This window comes from Sphingomonas alpina (assembly GCF_014490665.1).
GTDB lineage: Bacteria > Pseudomonadota > Alphaproteobacteria > Sphingomonadales > Sphingomonadaceae > Sphingomonas > Sphingomonas alpina.
In genome coordinates, this window is sequence record NZ_CP061038.1 from 3,073,884 (window position 1) to 3,090,758 (window position 16,875).

Below are 16,875 nucleotides of genomic sequence, written 5' to 3' on the forward strand. Positions count from 1 at the left end.
TCGAATGTCAGCCCTTCCCATCCCGGCGATTCCGGCGCTGAAAAAGCCCGATATCTTCTCGCGACCCTTTTTCGAGGAGAAAAGCCGCGCCTTCTGGACGCTGCAGGCGGCGGGCTGGACCGGCTATCTGATCCTGCGCAGCGTCTCGAGCATTTCCAACGGACCGTCGCTCGACGTGCTCATCCCGGTCATCATCGAATCGATCGTCGGCTATTGCATCACCCTGCTGCTCTCCACGCTCTACGGCTATTTCCGCGGGCTGCGGCGGATCAGCGGGATCCTGCTCACGATCGTGACGCTGGTGATCGCGACATTGCTGTATTCGGTGCTCGACGCCTTCTCCTTCTCGTTCATCAAACTCGCCAATCCGGGGCTCAACCTCAACCTCGTACTTGGAACGGTATTCCTCAACTTCACTGTGCTGGCGGGCTGGTCGGCGCTCTATTTCGGGATCAATTTCTACCTGATCGTCGAGGAACAGATCGACCAGCTCGAAGCGCTGGGCAATCAGGCCTCGTCAGCGCAGCTCGCAATGCTGCGCTATCAGCTCAATCCGCATTTCCTGTTCAACACGCTCAATTCGATCTCCACCCTGGTGCTGCTGAAACAGACCGAGCGGGCGAATGCGATGCTCAGCCGCCTGTCGTCCTTCCTGCGCTACACGCTCGCCAACGAGCCGACCGCTCATGTCACGATCGCGCAGGAGGTCGAAACGCTGAAACTCTATCTCGAGATCGAGAAGATGCGCTTCGAGGATCGGCTGCGGCCCAATTTCGAAATCGATCCGCGCGTCGCGATGGCGCGATTGCCTTCCTTGCTGCTTCAGCCGCTGGTCGAAAATGCGATCAAATATGCCGTCACACCGAAGGAAGAGGGCGCCGAAATCGCGGTGGTTGCGCGGCTCGCCGGGGATCGGGTGCAGATCGCCGTATCCGACACCGGACCGGGGTTGAATGAAATGAAAGCACGTCCAAGCCTTTCAACCGGGGTTGGCCTTGCCAATATCAGGGAGCGGCTGGTGCAGGCTTATGGCCCCGACCACCGTTTCGAGACCCGGTCCCTGCCCGTTGGCGGGTTCGAGGTCGAGATCGAAATACCGTTCCAGCTCGGTGAGCCGGCGCGAGAACCTAGAGAGGTCGCATGACGATTAGAACGATTTTGGTCGATGACGAGCCACTGGCGATCCAGGGCCTCGAACTTCGACTGCAGGCGCATGATGATGTCGAAATCATCGACAAATGCCAGAATGGCCGCGAGGCGATCCGCGCGATCAAGACGCACAAGCCCGACCTGGTGTTTCTCGACATCCAGATGCCCGGATTTGACGGCTTTTCCGTCGTACAGGGATTGATGGAGGTCGAACCGCCGCTGTTCGTGTTCGTCACCGCCTATTCCGACCATGCCGTGAAGGCGTTCGAGGCGCAGGCGGTCGATTATCTGATGAAGCCGGTCGAGGAGAGCCGCCTTGCCGACACGCTCGACCGGGTGCGTCAACGCCTGACCGAGAAGCGCGGCGTCGAGGAAGTCGACCGGCTGAAGGAAGTGTTGGCCGAGGTGGCGCCGGATTCGGTCGAGAATCTCACCGATGGCGGCGACCAGGTATCGTCGAACCGCTTCGAGAAGCTGATCAACATCAAGGATCGCGGCCAGATCTTCCGTGTCGATGTCGATACGATCGAGCGCATCGACGCGGCCGGCGACTATATGTGCATCTATACCGGCGACAACACGCTGATCCTGCGCGAGACGATGAAGGATCTGGAAAAGCGCCTCGACCCGCGCCGTTTCCAGCGCGTGCATCGTTCGACCATCGTCAATCTCGACCTGGTCAAGGAAGTGAAGCCGCACACCAATGGCGAATGCTTCCTGGTGCTTGGATCGGGCGCACAGGTCAAGGTGAGCCGCAGCTATCGCGATGTGGTCGCACGGTTCGTCCACTAGGGGCTTGTCTCAGCAGGCGCTCCGGCGCATTTTGCGCGGCACCGCTCCGCTTCCCCTCCCGGCCACCCGTTCAGAATATTCTGTGGGCGGCCGGGAGGGGAAGCGGGCCGGTGCCACCTTTTTAAATTCGCCCTTCCGCGAATTTTCGAACGACTGAGCGCAAGCGACGGAGAGAAATACCGATGTCCAAGGCACTGGCCTTTGCCGCCCTGCATGTCGCCGGCGACCCGTTGATCCTCTATAATGCGTGGGACGTCGGCAGCGCGCGCGCAGTGGCCGGCGCCGGCGCCAAGGCGATCGCGACCGGCAGCTGGTCGGTCGCCGCAGCGCAGGGGTTCGACGATGGCGAAGCCTTCCCGCTGGAACTCGCCCTCGCCGGCGCGGCGCGGATTTCGGGCGCGGTATCGCTGCCGGTGACGATCGATTTCGAGGGCGGCTATGCCGTCGAGCCGGAGGATGTCGCCGCCAATATCGCGCGGCTTGCCGCCACGGGGGCGGTCGGCTGCAATTTCGAGGACCAGGTGGTCGGCGAGAACAGCCTGCACCCGATCCCGGTACAGGTCAGCCGCATCGCCGCGGCGCGGGTCGGTGCAGGCGTGGATTTCTTCATCAACGCACGCACCGACATCTTCCTGCAGGCGGCGCAGGACACGCATGACAAGGCGATGGTCGATGCCGCGATCAAGCGCGCGTCCGCCTATGCCGCAGCGGGTGCGAGCGGCTTTTTCGCGCCCGGACTCGCCGACGCCAAGCTGATCGCGCGGCTGTGCGATGCGGTCGAACTGCCGGTCAATATCATGGCCTTTCCGGGCGTGCCCTCGACCTCGGCGCTGGCCGATGCCGGGGTGTCGCGGATCAGCTATGGGCCAGGGCCCTACCGCTCGGCGATGAAGTCGATCGAGACCGATGCGCAGGCGGTGTTCGCCTGGCGGTGACGCCGATCCAAGCTGGCTGACGACAGGCGAAGCCCAAGCGCTGGCGGCGCTGTGGCAATGCTGGTTTCAACACTGAGAAAGAGCGCGCCGGCATCCGTCCGGCACACGGTGCATGCCCGATCCTGTGTGATGGTTGAATCGTCGCCGGCGATGGCGCCGCTGGGATAAGGTGACCAGAGATATGTTACACCAGGAATGTCGCATATCTCGGGCCTCGGTCAGCGACACTGCGGGGGCACGAGGCCAGAGATATGTTACACCAGAAATGTCGCATATCTCTGGCTCCGGTCAGCGGCACGCACGGACCGGCGGGTGAGATATGTTACACCAGGAATGTAACATATCTCTGGCCATCGCCCCGAGCATTTCGGGGACGCAATACTAAATTATGAGCTTCGGTCCGCATTTCCGTAGCTCCCCGGCACGTCGCCTTGCGACCTGGGCACGATGAAGATGCTTGCCGAATCCTCCCGGTCATTCTCGGAGACAGGAAGCAAAATCTCAGGGAAGCACCCCCGAGCTGGTCGATGAGTCCTGGTTTGCGATCAGCACAGGGCACGCCTGCCAAAGTGAGGATCGACGCAACGATCCAATCGGCGATGAAGTCGATCGAGGCCGATGTGCAGACGGCGTCCGCCTGGTGGTGACGCCGCGCCCAGGGGCAACGGCGTCACCTCATACCGGCCTCGATCTCCCCCGTTAGAAGCCCTTGCGAACGGTCATCCCGATCGTGCGCGGCTGGCCGACCGCGAAGCCGAGCCGGGCGCGGCCGCCACGTTCGCGATCGAACGACAGCAGCGGGTTTTCGTCGAGCAGGTTGTTGACATAGACCGACACGCCCAGGTCATTGGGCAGGTTGACGCCTGCGCTCAGGCCAACGAGCTCATATTCGGGCAATTCCAGATCGACCACCGTGGTGGCGTTCGCCGGGGCACCGCCAAAGGGCAGCCCATGCACGAAGCTGCGCGGGTTGTTTTCCTGGTCGCCGGGCTGAGTGAAGCGGCTGCCGACATGCTGGAACGACGCACCGACATAGCCCTCGGTTTCGGCACCCAGCGCGAAGTTATAGGTCGCGCTGGCGGAAATCTGGAACTTCGGCACCGAGGGCAAGCGATTGCCGTCCCGGATCCCCTCGATCACAGAACCATCGGGCCGGGTGAGCGTCGAATCGAACTCGGACTGAAGCAGGCTGCCCGAGATCGACAGATCAAGGCCATGGACCGGGGTCAGCGAGAATTCGGCCTCGATACCCATGGTATGCGCCTTGGGCACGTTGAACACGACCCGCGACGAGCAGCTTCCGGCATCCGCCGTCACCTGGAGATTGGTGATCTTGGTATAGAAAGCGGCCGCGTTGAAGGTGATGCCGCCGAAGTGCGTCTTGACCCCGCCTTCATAGTTCCACAGCGATTCATCGTCATAGCGCGGCCGGTTGCCGAAGGTCCGGGCATCGGGGCCGGTGGCACCGCCACTGCACAGCGGCAGATTGAGCGGATCGTTCACGCCTCCGAGCCGGAAGCCCTTGGAGACTTGCGCGTTGAACGTGACGTTCTGGGATGCTTTCAGACTCAACAGGGCGCGCGGCGAGAAGCCTTCGGACGATGTCTTGTCGCGATTATTGTCGAGATTGGTGAAGAAGCCGCCCGAGTGGAACACGCGCTCTTCATTGAAGGTATAATAGCGGCCGCCCAGCGTCGCCTTGAGCGCCTCGGTCAGCTCGTAGCTCGCTTCGCCGAAGATCGAGAGCTGTTTCAGCTTGTAGGGAATATCGGCGTTGTACGGCGAATCCGCCCCAAATCCGTTGCGCTGCGACAGCGAGAAACCGGCGCCGAACCGCGCATCGGCAAACGCATCGGTCCCCGGCGTGGGCAGGCGCTGCGAATATTTACGATCCACCGACGAATAGAAACCACCGACAAGCCACTGGAACGGGCCGGTATCGGCCGACGCGAAGCGCAGCTCCTGGGTGAATTGCTTCACCTTGGTGGTATCGACCAGATTGGCCGGCAGCGCCTGGCCTGCGGGCGCAAAACCGACATCGATGAACACGCTGTTGGTGAGTGCGCTGGCATCGCGGCTGACCAGGATGTTGCGATCGGTATAGCTGGTGACCGAGGTGACCGTCACCGGCCCATGCGTGGCCTCGATCGTCAGGTCGCCGAGCAGGACCCGATCCTCGAACTCTTCATCGAGCATCAGATATTGCTGGCGCTCATCCAGAGTCACCGGCGGCCGGCCGGCAGCCGTGGTGGTATAGGGATTGGCGAACAGGTTATAGACTTCCTGCCGGTTGAACCCGTTGACGTGGATCTTCTGATACACCACGCGCGGCGTGATCTTGAGGTCGTCGACCGGTTCCAGCAGCAATGAGACACGCCCGCCGGCCCGCCAGCCATCATTGATATTCTCGTCGACCTTGCCGCCCGGCCGCCGCGCATCGATGAAGCCGGCATAGCGGGTATAATAGCCCACCGCGCGCAGCGCCGCCTTGTCCGACAAGGGCAGGTTGATCATGCCCTTGATCGAGCCGCCGACGTCACCCTCGTCGACGATGTTGATATTGCCCTCGACCTGGCCCTCGACCTTATCGGTGCGCGGCTGATTGGTGATGTAGCGCAAGGTGCCGCCGACCGAACCGGATCCGAACAGCGTGCCCTGCGGCCCGCGCAGTGTTTCGATGCGGTTGAGATCGAACAGGTCGAGGTCGGGGGTGAAGAGCGACAGCGAAATCACCGATTCATCTAGATAGACGCCGACCTGCTCCTTCACGCCGGGCTGGTCGCGAGCGACCTGGCCGGCGGAAACGCCACGGATTGCCACCTGGCTCTGGCCCGGCCCGAGATTCTGCACCGCGAGACCCGCGACATTGCGCGACACGTCCTCGAGCGAGTTCGCGTGAGCGCGCTCAATGTCTTCGGCGGTCTGGGCGTTGATCGAAAAAGGCACGTTCTGGATCGTCGTCGACCGCTTGGTCGCGGTGACGATGATATCGCTGCTATCCTGGGGCGCTTCCTGTGCATAGATTGGGCTAGTAAGTATAACAATTGCAGCGGTACCAATAGCGAGCCGCGCCTTCAGTCTATTTCCCGATCGACCGATCATGTTATTTCCTCTCCTGAAACGCATACTGTCTTCGTTATGAAGCATCAGAATGGAGAGCCTAAAAGGACCGGGAATATGTGGCAACTTCGCCAGGCGCGATTTCGTTACGGGCGTGGCTATTTTGCATCAACCACGACATATCGCGGTTGATTACGGCCAGAGACCCAACAAAATGATTGTCGAACGCGATGCGGTTGCAAGCGACGCTTGCGACCGGCCGGATCAGGCCTCGGGCGTTTCCTCAGCGCCCTCGGCGGGGCGCTCGAACCAGGCCTCGACCGGGCCGCTATATTTCAGCGTCAGCGGATTGCCCTTGCGATCGACCTTCTTGCCGAGCGCGACGCGGATCCAGCCTTCGGAAATGCAATATTCCTCGACGTCATGGCGCTCACGCTCCTTGAAGCGGATGCCGATGCCGCGCGACAGCTTTTCCTCGTCGAAGAACGGGCTGCGCGGATTGGAGGACAGGCGGTCGGGAGGAGTATCGGTCATAGCGCCGCGCTTTGACGCAAAATTGCGCTCGATGCCAGCCCATATGAAAGCGGCGCGGCTATTAACCGCGCCGCCGTCATCGTCACTGCATCCGGATCAGTAGCAGACCCGCACCCGTACCGGCTGGCGATAATAGGGATCCCAGCGGCGTTCGATATGGCAGCTGGCATAGCGGTCGCGATACCGCCAGGCGTAATAGCCGTCGTTCGGATAATAGCCGCGTTCCTGATAGTAATTATCGTCATAATAGGGGTCATAGCCCCGGTCGCGATAATAGACTTCACGGTCGCGATCGCGGCGGCCGTCCGACGCGATCGCGGCGCCGATCGCCAGGCCGGCAATACCGGCGACAACGGCCACACCCGCATCGTTGCCACGGTGATAATGGCGACGATAACGCTGCGCATCGGCAGGCGCTGCGACCGTAAGCGCGGTTGCGGCAAGCGTCGCCCCGAGCACGGCCTTCTTCATCATATTCTTCATGTCGACCTCCTCAGTCGGGAAAGCAAATTCGCTGGTGCCGAAACGCGGGACCATGCCAGCTTGTTTCACGCAATATTCGAGTCGGGCTGAACTGAGCCGGAATGACATGTTAAGCGGGCGTTTAGCTTACGGCAAACCTCTGGAGGATCGCATGGCGTACTGGTTGCTCAAGTCCGAACCCGAAAGTTACAGCTGGGATGACCTGCTCGCTGAGCGGCAGACCGAATGGACCGGCGTGCGCAACGCCGCCGCCGCACTGCACCTGAAAGCAATGGCAGTCGGTGACCGCGCGTTCTTCTATCATTCGGGCAAGGACAAGGCCGCAGTCGGCACGGTCGAGGTGACGCGCACCGCACAACAGGATGGCGACGAGGCGCGCTGGGTATCGGTCGCGGTCAAGCCGCTCGAACCGCTGGCAAAACCGGTGACGCTGGCGGCGATGAAGGCCGAGCCGAAACTGGCAGGCATGGAAATGCTGCGGCAGTCGCGGCTCTCCGTCTCGCCGGTGTCCGATGCGCAATGGGCCGCGATCCTGGCGATGGGTGGCTGATCGCGGGGGGCGCATCGCCGGCTGAAACTGAGAACCCCACCTCCCTCCGTTCGCCCTGAGCTTGTCGAAGGGCCGTTCTTCTCTTTCCGACGCAGGATAAAAAGAACGGTGCTTCGACAACCTCAGCACGAACGGAATAAGGTGAGTCCATCCGGGCCCGCGTCGCTCTAAACCGCCCCGCCCGGCAACACAGTGCGCAAGTCGATCTCGTCAAGCGGCCGCCCCGTTGCCCGGTCGACCACCACCGGATCAATGATGCGGCCGCTACCGGCCTCGACCAGTTGCGAGACATCGCCCTCCCCAAAATAGCGCGCCCCCCAGGCACCGAGCGCCGACAGGATCGGCAAATAGTCGCGCCCGCACTGCGTCAGCACATACTCATCGCGGGGCGGCCGTTCGCTATAGCGACGGCGCTCCAGCACCCCGTCGCGCACCAGCGCCGCGAGGCGGCGCGTCAGGATGTTGGGCGCGATGCCCAGGCTACGCTGGAATTCGTCGAACCGGGTCAGGCCGAGCGCTGCGTCGCGCAGGACCAGCATGCTCCATGCATCACCCGTCCGCGCCAGGCCACGCCCAACCGGGCAAGTGCCCTCACTGATTTTTTTCATGTCCATTGCAAAAGAATAGTCACTTACTATCTAAATGCAAGTGACTAGGCATCGGGCCGGTCCTGGAGACGAAGAATGTCATCGACCATCAAGGGAACCGCGCTGATCACGGGCGCATCATCGGGCATCGGTGCGGTCTATGCCGACCGGCTTGCACATCGCGGCTATGACCTGATCCTGGTCGCGCGCGACACGGTGCGGATGGACGGGCTGGCCACGCGGCTGCGCGCCGAAACCGAGCGCACCATCGAGGTGCTGCGCGCCGATCTGACGGACCGCACCGACGTCGCGACGATCGAAGCCCGACTCGCCGGCGACCCGGCGATCACGCTGCTGGTCAACAATGCCGGCATGTCGCTCAACGGTACGCTGCTCGACAATGAACCCGATCAGATCGAGCGGCTGATCGCGCTCAACATCACTGCTCCTACCCGCCTCGCCGGTGCGGCAGCCAAGGCGTTCGTTGCGCGCAAGACGGGCGCGATCGTCAACATCGCGTCGGTCCTTGCACTCGCGCCGGAGATGTTCGACGGCGTCTATAGCGGATCCAAGGCGCACCTGCTCAACCTCAGCCAGTCGCTCGCCAATCAACTCGCCCCTGAGGGCGTCTATGTCCAGGCGGTGCTGCCCGGCGCGACGCGGACCGAGATCTGGGAGCGTTCCGGCAAGGATGTCGACACCTTCCCCGCAGAAATGGTGATGGAGGTCGACGACCTGGTCGACGCGGCGCTGACCGGGTTCGACCGGCGCGAAACCGTGACCATCCCGCCGCTGGCCGATGAAGGTCAATGGTCGGCGCTCAACGCGCAGCGTCTGGCGATGCAGGGCGACCTCAGCCGCCGTGACGTCGCCGACCGCTATCGCGAACCGATCGCGGCGTGACCGACGCGGCAGGGGCGACGCGGCGGGGGCGACGCCGATTGCCGGCCGTCGCCCATGCCGGTCGCGCAGCGCGGATGACAAAAGTGTTCGAGTTCCGATCCCGGTCAGCCCAGGGATCGATGGAAAGTGCGGCAGCCTGACAGGAAAGCGACATCGACCGGGACAGCGTGTCATCCGACATGCCGTCCCGTTGCGCGCCTTACCGGACGCGGCCCGTCGCTAGGCCGGCAGCACGATCGCCGCGATCAGTCCGGGCGCATTGTCGTCCAGATCGAACCGCCCGCCATGCAGCCGCGCGACCGCTTCGATCAATGCCAGGCCGAGGCCCGCGCCGGGCGTGGTCCGCGCGCTATCGAGCCGACCGAAGCGGCGCAGCGCCTGGGCACGGTCTTCGGCGGCGATACCGGGACCATGATCCTCGACCTGCAGCCGCACCTCATCCGCACCGGTCGACAGGCGGAGCGTGATCGATCCGCCGCCCGCACCATGACGCAGGGCGTTGTCGGCGAGATTGGTGACCGCCTGCGATATCAGCTCGCGATGGAGCAGTAGCGCGGGCGGGCGGGCATCGAGCGCGACGATCATGCGCATGCCGGCATCCTCGACGACTGGCGCATAAAGCTCGGCAATTTCTTCGATCAGTTCCGCCGGATCGACCAGGCTGAAGCGGTCGCGCGAAATGGATTCGGCACGGCTGATCTCGATCAGCGTGGTGAGCATGCGCATGACGATATCGGTTTCGGCAATCAACCCGCCCAGCGCCGCCTCGCGCTGCGCCGGATCCTCCATCAGCACCGCCCCTTCGGTCTTGCTGCGCAGCCGGCTCAGCGGCGAGCGCAGATCATGCGCGAGACTGTCGGTGACGAGGCGTAGTTCACCCATCAGCCGTTCGAGCTTGTCGAGCATCGCGTTCAGTTGACTGGCGAGGCGGTCGAATGGGTCTCCGCTGCCGGTCAGCGTCACTACCCGGCGCGACAGGTCGCCATCCGCGACTCCTTCGATCACGCTCGCCACCCCGTTGAGCCTTCGCCCGACATAGCGCGCAATCACCAGCCCGCCGCCGATCCCGAGTGCCAGCGACAGCAACACCGCGAGCGCCAATGCGCCTTCCAGGTCGCGCTGCTCCTGCTCCCAATCGTCGAGCAGCCGCCCGCTGATCAGCCGGTTGCTGCCGATGGTGCGCACGGCATAGCCCGCGTCGCGATCCGACCAGGGCGGAGATGCTCCTGCTCGGCCGATCTGGAACGAGGTGCCGTCTCCTTCGAGCGTGACTCGGTCGGGTCCAATGCCGCCGATGCGGCGGCCCGACCGGTCAATCACGGCAAGGATCAGGGATTCGTCGCCCGGCGCGCGGGCAACCTCGATCGCCTGGATCAGCGCAGGCATGCCACCGCTGCGCCACACCGCCACCAGCGCATCGGATTGTTCGAGCGTATTGCGCCGCAGGGCGCCGACCGCATCATCATGAATCTGCTGCCAGACGAACCCGACCAGCGCGAGGTTGGAAACGAGCGCCAGCGCGATCGCGAGCAGCGCGATACGCGCGGTGACCGATAGACGCTTCACCCGTCGACTGACAGCCGGTACCCGGCACCGCGCACGGTATGGAGGATCGGCACGGCAAAGCCTTCCTCAAGCTTGCGCCGCAGCCGGCCGATATGGACATCGACCACATTCGAACCGGGATCGAAATGATAATTCCAGATCTTCTCCAGCATCATCGTGCGGGTAACGACCTGGCCGGCATGGCGCGCGAGATATTCGAGCAGGTTGAATTCGCGCGCGCCGAGCAGGATCGCCCGGCCCTGCCGCGATACGCTGCGCGCGAGCAGGTCGATCTCGAGATCGCCGACGGTGAGCTTCACGGTCTGCGGGTCGGAAGCGACCCGATCGGTACGCCGCAGCAGGGCCTCGATCCGGGCATGAAGCTCGGCAAAGGAATAGGGTTTGACCAGATAGTCGTCCGCCCCGGCCTGCAGCCCGTCGATCCGGTCGTCGACGGTCGCCAGCGCGGACAGGATCAAGGCCGGCGTGGAGATCCCCGCGGCACGGATCGCGGCAAGCATGGCCAGCCCGTCCAGGCCCGGCATCATGCGGTCGGCGACGATGACGTCGAAGATGCCTTCACTGGCCAGGAACAGGCCATCGCGACCGTCATGGCAGATCTCGACCGAATAGCCGGCCTCGGCCAGCCCCTTGGCGATATAGCTTGCCGTCGCATGGTCGTCTTCGACGATGAGAATCTTGCGGGTCATGAGCGGGCGTCCGATGTCTTTCCCGGACTGTACGAACGAAGCGAGCCGACGGAAAGCCTCGCCTTCCGCCGGCTCTTCCGACACCACCGGGAATATGGTGACGGATCAGTGGGCCTTTTTCACCGCGCTCGATTTGGCGACGGTGGTGGCTTTGGCGTGGTGGGCGTGTTTCGGCACAGCGCGCGCGGTGGTCGCCGACGCGATGGTGGGAATGGCGATCATCGCCATTGCGGTGGCGGGGAGCAGAATGCGGAGGGTCATCGGCGTTCTCCTGATCGGGCCGGCACTCTCGCCAGCCACAGTCAGGACATTAGCCGGACCACCCGGTGCTTTCCGATGACGCCCACATGAAAAGCGCGTCATGAAGCATCGAAACCGGGCCTATTTCTTCTTCTCTTTCTTCTCCGGCTCAACGGCCGGCGCGGATTCGGCGGCGGATTTCAGCCCGAGCATCTGCACCGCCAGCACTTCATCGACCTTTGGTGCCAGGGTGTCGGCGCCAGCGCGGACATAGCCGCCGACGACATAGGTCATCGTCACCCGCGTCGCGTTCGACCCTTCGGGATCGAGCTTGAAGGTGAGCGTGCCGGTCACGGCCTCGGCCTGAAGCGGGCCAAGCGCGCCGACCAGCCGGATCATCCGGCCGGGAGCGATATAGACGATCCGGGCATGCTCGACGCTGCCTCCCGATCGGTCGGCGCCCTTCATCCGTTCGCAGAAGCAACCGGTCGCCTGACTATCGAGATAGAGATTGGCGGAATCGTCCGAATAGGTGTGCTCCTTGCTCCACCATCTTTGCGGCGCGCGCAGCGTATCCCATGTCTGGGCGATCGACGTATCGACGGTGACCACCTGCTTGATCTCGAACCCGGCGGGCGTCGCCTGCACGACATCGGCAGCAGCCGGCGTGGCGAGCGGCAGAATGGCCAGTGCGGAGAGTAGGACGAAACGGTTCATGTGGCGGCCCCCGATGGATCGCCGCATCATATGCCCCCGCCGATGATCCGCAACCTCCGCCGTCATCCCGCGCGGGCGGGAATGAGGTACGGAAGACTATTTCCCGTCGAGGATCGCTTCGATCGCCTGGGTCACATGATCGATGTCGGCCATGCCGTCGACCCGGCGGACCAGCCCGCGCGCCTCGTAGATCGGCAGGATCGGTGCGGTCTTGGCACGATATTCGACCATGCGGGTACGAACCGATTCCTCATTGTCGTCGGCGCGGCGCTTGAACTCGGTCGAGCCGCATACGTCGCACACACCCGCGACCTTGGGCTGCTTGAAACTGTCATGATAGCCAGTACCGCACTTCGCGCAGGTGTAGCGACCGGTGATGCGCTCGACGAGCGCGTCCTCGTCGACCTCGAGTTCGATCACATGATCAAGCGTGCGACCATGATTGGCGAGGATATCATCGAGCGAATGCGCCTGCGCCGCGGTACGCGGATAGCCATCGAAGATCGCGCCCTGATCGGCCGGCATCGTCGACAGCTTCTCGTCGATCAGCGCCGAGACGATATCGTCGGAGACGAGTTCGCCCGCCGCCATGATCGCCGCGACCTTGAGGCCGACCGGCGTCCCCGCGTCGCGCGCGGCGCGCAGCATGTCACCGGTCGACAGTTGAAGCATGCCGCGGTCCGCCACCAGATGGCTCGCCTGCGTGCCCTTCCCCGCCCCCGGGGGCCCGAGCAGGATGATATTCAAGACCGCACTCCCCTAGACTTCATATCACCCGTCTTAACGGAGGCGTCCGCCCTTCAGCTTGGCCTTCTTGATCAGGTCGCCATATTGATGAGCCAGCAAATGGCTCTGAATCTGCGTCACCGTATCCATCGTCACGTTGACCACGATCAGCAAGCTGGTGCCGCCAAGATAGAATGGGATCGACAGCGCCGAAACCAGATATTCCGGCAGAAGGCAAATGATCGTCAGATAGGCCGCGCCGATCACGGTGATGCGCGTCAGCACATAATCGAAATAGGTCTCGGTGTTCTTGCCCGGGCGGATGCCAGGAATGAACCCGCCATAGCGCTTCAGATTGTCCGCCGTCTCTTCCGGGTTGAACACGACCGCGGTGTAGAAGAACGAGAAGAAGATGATCCCGGCACCGTACAGCGCCATATAGACCGGGCTGCCGTGCTGCAGATACTGGTTGAGGGTGATGATGATGTCACCCCAAGTGCTCTCGCCCGCGACGCGCTGGCCGGCGAACTGCGAGATGGTCAGCGGCATCAGCAGCAGCGAGGAGGCGAAGATCGGCGGGATCACGCCGGCGGTGTTGATCTTGAGCGGCAAATGGCTGCGATCCGCCTGCATGCCGCGCTGCGTCTGTCGCTTGGGATACTGGATCAGGATGCGCCGCTGCGCGCGCTCCATGAAGCAGATGAACAGCACCAGGATCACCACCGCGGCGATGATCCCGATCAGCTTGAACGAATCGAGCGACCCCGAACGGCCGCCTTCGAACAGGTTGACCAGGGTCCGTGGCAGGCTGGCGACGATGCCGGCCATGATGATCAGCGACATGCCGTTGCCGATACCTCGGCTGGTGATCTGCTCACCCAGCCACATCAGGAACATCGTACCGCCGACCAGGCTCAGCACCGCCGCAAGGCGAAACAGCATCCCGGGATCGACGACGACATTCTGGCTCTCGAAACCGACCGCGAGGAAATAGCCCTGCACTGCGGTCAGGCCGACCGTGCCGTAGCGCGTATATTGGTTGAGCCGCTTCCGACCACTCTCGCCGTCCTTCTTGATCGCTGCCAGCGTCGGCGAGAGGGAGGTCGCGAGCTGCACCACGATCGAGGCGGTGATATAGGGCATCACGCCGAGCGCGATGATGCTGGCGCGCGACAGCGAACCGCCCGAAAACGCGTTGAAGAAATCGAGCACGCCGCCGCTCGTCTTCTGGACCAGCGAATGGAGCGCGGTGGGATCGATACCCGGCAGCGGCACATAGCTGAGCATCCGGAAAACGATCAGCACGCCGATCGTGAACCACAAGCGCTTCTTGAGGTCGGTCGCCTGCGCGAACTTCGACAGGCTGAGGCCTGAGGCCATCTGATCGGCTGCGGATGCCATTATGATTTATCGTCCCAAAAACGAACGGGGAAACAAAAGCGGCGGGAAACGTTTTACCGCCCCGCCGCTCATATAGTCACGCAAGCGGGCTTGCCTAGCATGTTCCCCGGCACATCGCCGGGGAAAGCGAGGTTATGCCTTGAAAGAGGCCTTGTGAGCCTGGCGTTCCTTGTACTTCACGCCCTTCTTGGCGGCGGCCTTCTCTGCTGCCGGTACGAGGTGGATCACCTCTACCTTGCCACCGGCCTTCTCGACCGCCTCGATCGCGCCCTTCGACGCACCGGCAACGGTGAAGTTCAGCTTGGCCGAGAAATCGCCCTTGCCGAGCAGACGGACGCCGTCCTTGCCGCCACGTGCCAGGCCAGCGGCCTTCAGCGCGGCATGATCGAGCGTCGCACCGGCTTCGATCTTGCCGGCATCGAGCGCCTTCTGGATCGCGCCCAGGTTCACCTCGGCAAAATCCTTGGCGAAGATGTTGTTGAAGCCGCGCTTCGGCAGGCGCATGTGCAGCGGCATCTGGCCACCTTCGAAGCCGGCGATGGACACACCCTCACGGCTGGTCTGGCCCTTGATACCACGGCCCGAGGTCTTGCCCTTGCCGGAGCCGATGCCGCGGCCGACCCGCATGCGGGATTTACGGGCGCCCTGATTGTCGCGGAGTTCGTTCAGTTTCATATCGTGCACTCGCTTTCGCTTTTGTCGCGCGTTGATGGATCGGGTGCGGTTAGCGATGATGTTGTCGCCTGTCACCCCAAAAACATTTGACGCGGCGATTAAATCTTTGCCCAGATGCGATTCTTCGCAGATCAGATCCGCCCTGGTGGAGTAACGCCGTGTCGAAAACGCTGACCTACGCCCAGCGAACCCATGACAGCCGCAATCCGATCAAGCGATTCGCTCATCGCTCGCGCTATGCCGCATCGCTCTCCTTCACCGACAAATTGCTGCCGCGCGGTGGCAGCATCGTCGATTTCGGAGCGGGCCAAGGATATTTTCTGTCCCGGCTGCACGATGTTCGCCCCGACGCGCGATTGATTGCGGTCGAACCCTATATGGAAATTGCGTCTCCCGTCATCGAACGCGTCGCGGCGATGGATGACCTGGCGCACCGGTCGATTGATCTGGTCACCGCCTTCGAGACGCTCGAGCATGTCGAAGACGACCATCTGGCGACTTTTCTCGCCGCGAGCGATGCTGTGCTGACCGGCCAGGGCCGGCTGCTCGTGACAGTACCGATCATGTACGGCGCAACGCTGATCCTGAAAGAAGCCTCGCGCGCGGCAATCTATCGCCACTGGGGCGACACGAGTGCGACGGAACTGCTCAGGGGCACGTTCGGCCGGCCAATCGCACGCACAACGGAACGGCGATTCTCGCACAAGGGATTCGATTTCAGGGAATTGCGCAAGCAGATCGCGGAGCGCTTCACGATCACCGAGATCGCCTATAGCCCGTTTCCCGCGCTGCCCTGGTGGCTCAACTCGCAAGCGATCTTCGTCGCCGTCCGGAAACCGGCACTCAGCGCGGCCGCCCTCGACGAAAATAAGGTCGACCCATAGAAAAAGGCGGACCTTGCGGCCCGCCCTTTATTCTCGTTCGGCTCCGATGCCGGTCAGCCTTCGACCGACAGCATGTGCGCGACCTTGCGGATCATGCCACGAACTTCGGGCGTATCCTGCAGTTCGCGGGTCTTGTGCATCTTGTTGAGGCCAAGACCGATCAGGGTTGCGCGCTGATCCTTTTCACGACGGATCGGCGAACCGGTCTGCGTGATCTTGATCGTGCCGCCAGCAGCGGCTTCTTTCTTCTTCGCCATCTGTCTTACTCCGCAATCGCTGCGGCTTCAGCCTCGGCGGCCTGCGAGCCACCACGGCCGAGCAGGTCGGCGATCTTCTTGCCGCGACGCTGCGCGACCGACTTGGGCGAGACCTGCGAGGTCAGCGCTTCGAAGGTCGCACGGATCATGTTGTACGGGTTGGACGTGCCGACCGACTTGGTCACCACATCGGCAACGCCGAGCGATTCGAACACGGCGCGCATCGGGCCGCCGGCGATGATGCCGGTACCCTGCGGTGCCGAGCGTACGGTCACGAGGCCAGCGCCGAAATGGCCCTTGCCGTCATGATGCAGCGTACGACCGTCACGCAGCGGAACGCGAACCATGGCCTTCTTCGCGGCGGCAGTCGCCTTGGAGATGGCTTCCGGCACTTCGCGCGCCTTGCCGTGACCGAAGCCGACCCGGCCCTTGCCGTCACCGACGACGACCAGTGCCGCAAAGCCGAAGCGCTTGCCGCCCTTCACCGTCTTCGAAACGCGGTTGATGTGAACCAGCTTCTCGATCAGCTCTTCGCCGCCATCGTCGCCACCGGGTGCGCCGCGACGATTGTCACGACCACCGCGATTGTCGCGACCGCCACGGTTCTGACCGCCGCCACCGGGACCGCCACGGCCACGGCCGCCACGCGGGCCACGACCAGGAGCTTCCTGCGGTGCGCCCTCGGGCGATGCAGCGGCTTCGGTCGGGATGATTTCGTCAGCCATTC

Annotated in this window: 19 protein-coding genes; 6 read left to right on the forward strand and 13 right to left on the reverse strand. The window is 63.1% G+C overall.

Annotated elements, in window-relative coordinates; genetic code table 11:
- Positions 1–4: 4 nt before the first annotated feature.
- From H3Z74_RS14180 to H3Z74_RS14190, 3 genes are all read left to right on the forward strand, one after another.
- Positions 5–1,144 carry a sensor histidine kinase gene (locus H3Z74_RS14180; protein ID WP_187760280.1) on the forward strand — a complete coding sequence of 380 codons (1,140 nt, stop codon included), beginning with the start codon at positions 5–7 and terminating at the stop codon, positions 1,142–1,144.
- Positions 1,141–1,941 (forward strand): LytR/AlgR family response regulator transcription factor, encoded by an 801-nt coding sequence (locus H3Z74_RS14185; RefSeq protein ID WP_187760281.1) that lies wholly within the window; start codon positions 1,141–1,143, stop codon positions 1,939–1,941. The genes H3Z74_RS14180 and H3Z74_RS14185 overlap by 4 nt, the downstream gene beginning before the upstream one ends.
- Before the next feature lie 182 nt (positions 1,942–2,123).
- Positions 2,124–2,876: an isocitrate lyase/PEP mutase family protein gene (locus H3Z74_RS14190; RefSeq protein WP_187760282.1), complete on the forward strand. Its 753-nt coding sequence runs from the start codon at positions 2,124–2,126 to the stop codon at positions 2,874–2,876.
- A 699-nt stretch (positions 2,877–3,575) separates the two neighbouring features.
- Here the strand turns inward: H3Z74_RS14190 and H3Z74_RS14195 are convergent.
- From H3Z74_RS14195 to H3Z74_RS14205, 3 genes are all read right to left on the reverse strand, one after another.
- Positions 3,576–5,978 (reverse strand): TonB-dependent receptor, encoded by a 2,403-nt coding sequence (locus H3Z74_RS14195; protein WP_187760283.1) that lies wholly within the window; start codon positions 5,976–5,978, stop codon positions 3,576–3,578.
- Between the two features lie 222 nt (positions 5,979–6,200).
- A complete protein-coding gene (locus H3Z74_RS14200; protein ID WP_187760284.1) occupies positions 6,201–6,470 on the reverse strand; it encodes a DUF3297 family protein in 270 nt (89 codons plus the stop codon).
- A gap of 96 nt (positions 6,471–6,566) precedes the next feature.
- Positions 6,567–6,953, reverse strand: a complete 387-nt coding sequence (locus H3Z74_RS14205) for a hypothetical protein (protein ID WP_187760285.1) — start codon at positions 6,951–6,953, stop codon at positions 6,567–6,569.
- Between the two features lie 151 nt (positions 6,954–7,104).
- Between H3Z74_RS14205 and H3Z74_RS14210 the strand changes: the two genes are divergently transcribed.
- On the forward strand, positions 7,105–7,503 hold the full coding sequence (locus H3Z74_RS14210; protein ID WP_187760286.1) for an EVE domain-containing protein: 399 nt from the start codon (positions 7,105–7,107) through the stop codon (positions 7,501–7,503).
- 167 nt (positions 7,504–7,670) lie between these two features.
- On the opposite strand, the gene H3Z74_RS14215 is transcribed toward H3Z74_RS14210, so the two are convergent.
- A complete protein-coding gene (locus tag H3Z74_RS14215) occupies positions 7,671–8,111 on the reverse strand; it encodes a winged helix-turn-helix transcriptional regulator (RefSeq protein WP_187760287.1) in 441 nt (146 codons plus the stop codon).
- Positions 8,112–8,186: 75 nt separating this feature from the next.
- Between H3Z74_RS14215 and H3Z74_RS14220 the strand changes: the two genes are divergently transcribed.
- The gene (locus H3Z74_RS14220) at positions 8,187–8,993 is read left to right on the forward strand and encodes an SDR family NAD(P)-dependent oxidoreductase (protein WP_187760288.1); all 807 of its coding nucleotides are present in this window, start codon (positions 8,187–8,189) and stop codon (positions 8,991–8,993) included.
- Between the two features lie 219 nt (positions 8,994–9,212).
- On the opposite strand, the gene H3Z74_RS14225 is transcribed toward H3Z74_RS14220, so the two are convergent.
- From H3Z74_RS14225 to rplO, 7 genes are all read right to left on the reverse strand, one after another.
- Entirely contained in the window at positions 9,213–10,559 is a 1,347-nt protein-coding gene (locus H3Z74_RS14225; protein ID WP_187760289.1) for a HAMP domain-containing sensor histidine kinase, read from the reverse strand.
- A complete protein-coding gene (locus tag H3Z74_RS14230; protein WP_187760290.1) occupies positions 10,556–11,248 on the reverse strand; it encodes a response regulator transcription factor in 693 nt (230 codons plus the stop codon). Before H3Z74_RS14230 ends, H3Z74_RS14225 begins: the two co-directional genes overlap by 4 nt.
- 105 nt (positions 11,249–11,353) lie before the next feature.
- Complete coding sequence (locus H3Z74_RS14235; protein WP_187760291.1) at positions 11,354–11,509, reverse strand: hypothetical protein; 156 nt, start codon at positions 11,507–11,509, stop codon at positions 11,354–11,356.
- 120 nt (positions 11,510–11,629) lie between these two features.
- A complete protein-coding gene (locus H3Z74_RS14240; RefSeq protein ID WP_187760292.1) occupies positions 11,630–12,205 on the reverse strand; it encodes an SRPBCC family protein in 576 nt (191 codons plus the stop codon).
- 96 nt (positions 12,206–12,301) lie between these two features.
- On the reverse strand, positions 12,302–12,952 hold the full coding sequence (locus tag H3Z74_RS14245; RefSeq protein WP_187760293.1) for an adenylate kinase: 651 nt from the start codon (positions 12,950–12,952) through the stop codon (positions 12,302–12,304).
- Between the two features lie 33 nt (positions 12,953–12,985).
- Positions 12,986–14,332 carry a preprotein translocase subunit SecY gene (secY, locus tag H3Z74_RS14250; protein ID WP_187760294.1) on the reverse strand — a complete coding sequence of 449 codons (1,347 nt, stop codon included), beginning with the start codon at positions 14,330–14,332 and terminating at the stop codon, positions 12,986–12,988.
- A gap of 132 nt (positions 14,333–14,464) precedes the next feature.
- On the reverse strand, positions 14,465–15,007 hold the full coding sequence (rplO, locus tag H3Z74_RS14255) for a 50S ribosomal protein L15 (RefSeq protein WP_187760295.1): 543 nt from the start codon (positions 15,005–15,007) through the stop codon (positions 14,465–14,467).
- Between the two features lie 158 nt (positions 15,008–15,165).
- On the opposite strand from rplO, the gene H3Z74_RS14260 reads away from it, so the two are divergent.
- Positions 15,166–15,891, forward strand: a complete 726-nt coding sequence (locus tag H3Z74_RS14260) for a class I SAM-dependent methyltransferase (protein WP_187760296.1) — start codon at positions 15,166–15,168, stop codon at positions 15,889–15,891.
- Between the two features lie 53 nt (positions 15,892–15,944).
- Here the strand turns inward: H3Z74_RS14260 and rpmD are convergent, their stop codons facing one another.
- Both rpmD and rpsE read right to left on the reverse strand, forming a co-directional pair.
- Positions 15,945–16,148 (reverse strand): 50S ribosomal protein L30, encoded by a 204-nt coding sequence (gene rpmD / locus H3Z74_RS14265; RefSeq protein WP_034161660.1) that lies wholly within the window; start codon positions 16,146–16,148, stop codon positions 15,945–15,947.
- 5 nt (positions 16,149–16,153) lie between these two features.
- Positions 16,154–16,873 carry a 30S ribosomal protein S5 gene (rpsE, locus tag H3Z74_RS14270; protein WP_187760297.1) on the reverse strand — a complete coding sequence of 240 codons (720 nt, stop codon included), beginning with the start codon at positions 16,871–16,873 and terminating at the stop codon, positions 16,154–16,156.
- Positions 16,874–16,875 lie beyond the last annotated feature (2 nt).

What these genes read in the sequence shown, in the direction of transcription:
- H3Z74_RS14180 (WP_187760280.1), top strand. Translation starts at nt 5, where the DNA reads ATGTCAGCCCTTCCCATCCCGGCGATTCCGGCGCTGAAAAAGCCCGAT.
- H3Z74_RS14185 (WP_187760281.1), top strand. Translation starts at nt 1,141, where the DNA reads ATGACGATTAGAACGATTTTGGTCGATGACGAGCCACTGGCGATCCAG.
- H3Z74_RS14190 (WP_187760282.1), top strand. Translation starts at nt 2,124, where the DNA reads ATGTCCAAGGCACTGGCCTTTGCCGCCCTGCATGTCGCCGGCGACCCG.
- H3Z74_RS14195 (WP_187760283.1), bottom strand. Translation starts at nt 5,978, where the DNA reads ATGATCGGTCGATCGGGAAATAGACTGAAGGCGCGGCTCGCTATTGGT.
- H3Z74_RS14200 (WP_187760284.1), bottom strand. Translation starts at nt 6,470, where the DNA reads ATGACCGATACTCCTCCCGACCGCCTGTCCTCCAATCCGCGCAGCCCG.
- H3Z74_RS14205 (WP_187760285.1), bottom strand. Translation starts at nt 6,953, where the DNA reads ATGAAGAATATGATGAAGAAGGCCGTGCTCGGGGCGACGCTTGCCGCA.
- H3Z74_RS14210 (WP_187760286.1), top strand. Translation starts at nt 7,105, where the DNA reads ATGGCGTACTGGTTGCTCAAGTCCGAACCCGAAAGTTACAGCTGGGAT.
- H3Z74_RS14215 (WP_187760287.1), bottom strand. Translation starts at nt 8,111, where the DNA reads ATGAAAAAAATCAGTGAGGGCACTTGCCCGGTTGGGCGTGGCCTGGCG.
- H3Z74_RS14220 (WP_187760288.1), top strand. Translation starts at nt 8,187, where the DNA reads ATGTCATCGACCATCAAGGGAACCGCGCTGATCACGGGCGCATCATCG.
- H3Z74_RS14230 (WP_187760290.1), bottom strand. Translation starts at nt 11,248, where the DNA reads ATGACCCGCAAGATTCTCATCGTCGAAGACGACCATGCGACGGCAAGC.
- H3Z74_RS14235 (WP_187760291.1), bottom strand. Translation starts at nt 11,509, where the DNA reads ATGACCCTCCGCATTCTGCTCCCCGCCACCGCAATGGCGATGATCGCC.
- H3Z74_RS14240 (WP_187760292.1), bottom strand. Translation starts at nt 12,205, where the DNA reads ATGAACCGTTTCGTCCTACTCTCCGCACTGGCCATTCTGCCGCTCGCC.
- secY (WP_187760294.1), bottom strand. Translation starts at nt 14,332, where the DNA reads ATGGCATCCGCAGCCGATCAGATGGCCTCAGGCCTCAGCCTGTCGAAG.
- rplO (WP_187760295.1), bottom strand. Translation starts at nt 15,007, where the DNA reads ATGAAACTGAACGAACTCCGCGACAATCAGGGCGCCCGTAAATCCCGC.
- rpmD (WP_034161660.1), bottom strand. Translation starts at nt 16,148, where the DNA reads ATGGCGAAGAAGAAAGAAGCCGCTGCTGGCGGCACGATCAAGATCACG.
- rpsE (WP_187760297.1), bottom strand. Translation starts at nt 16,873, where the DNA reads ATGGCTGACGAAATCATCCCGACCGAAGCCGCTGCATCGCCCGAGGGC.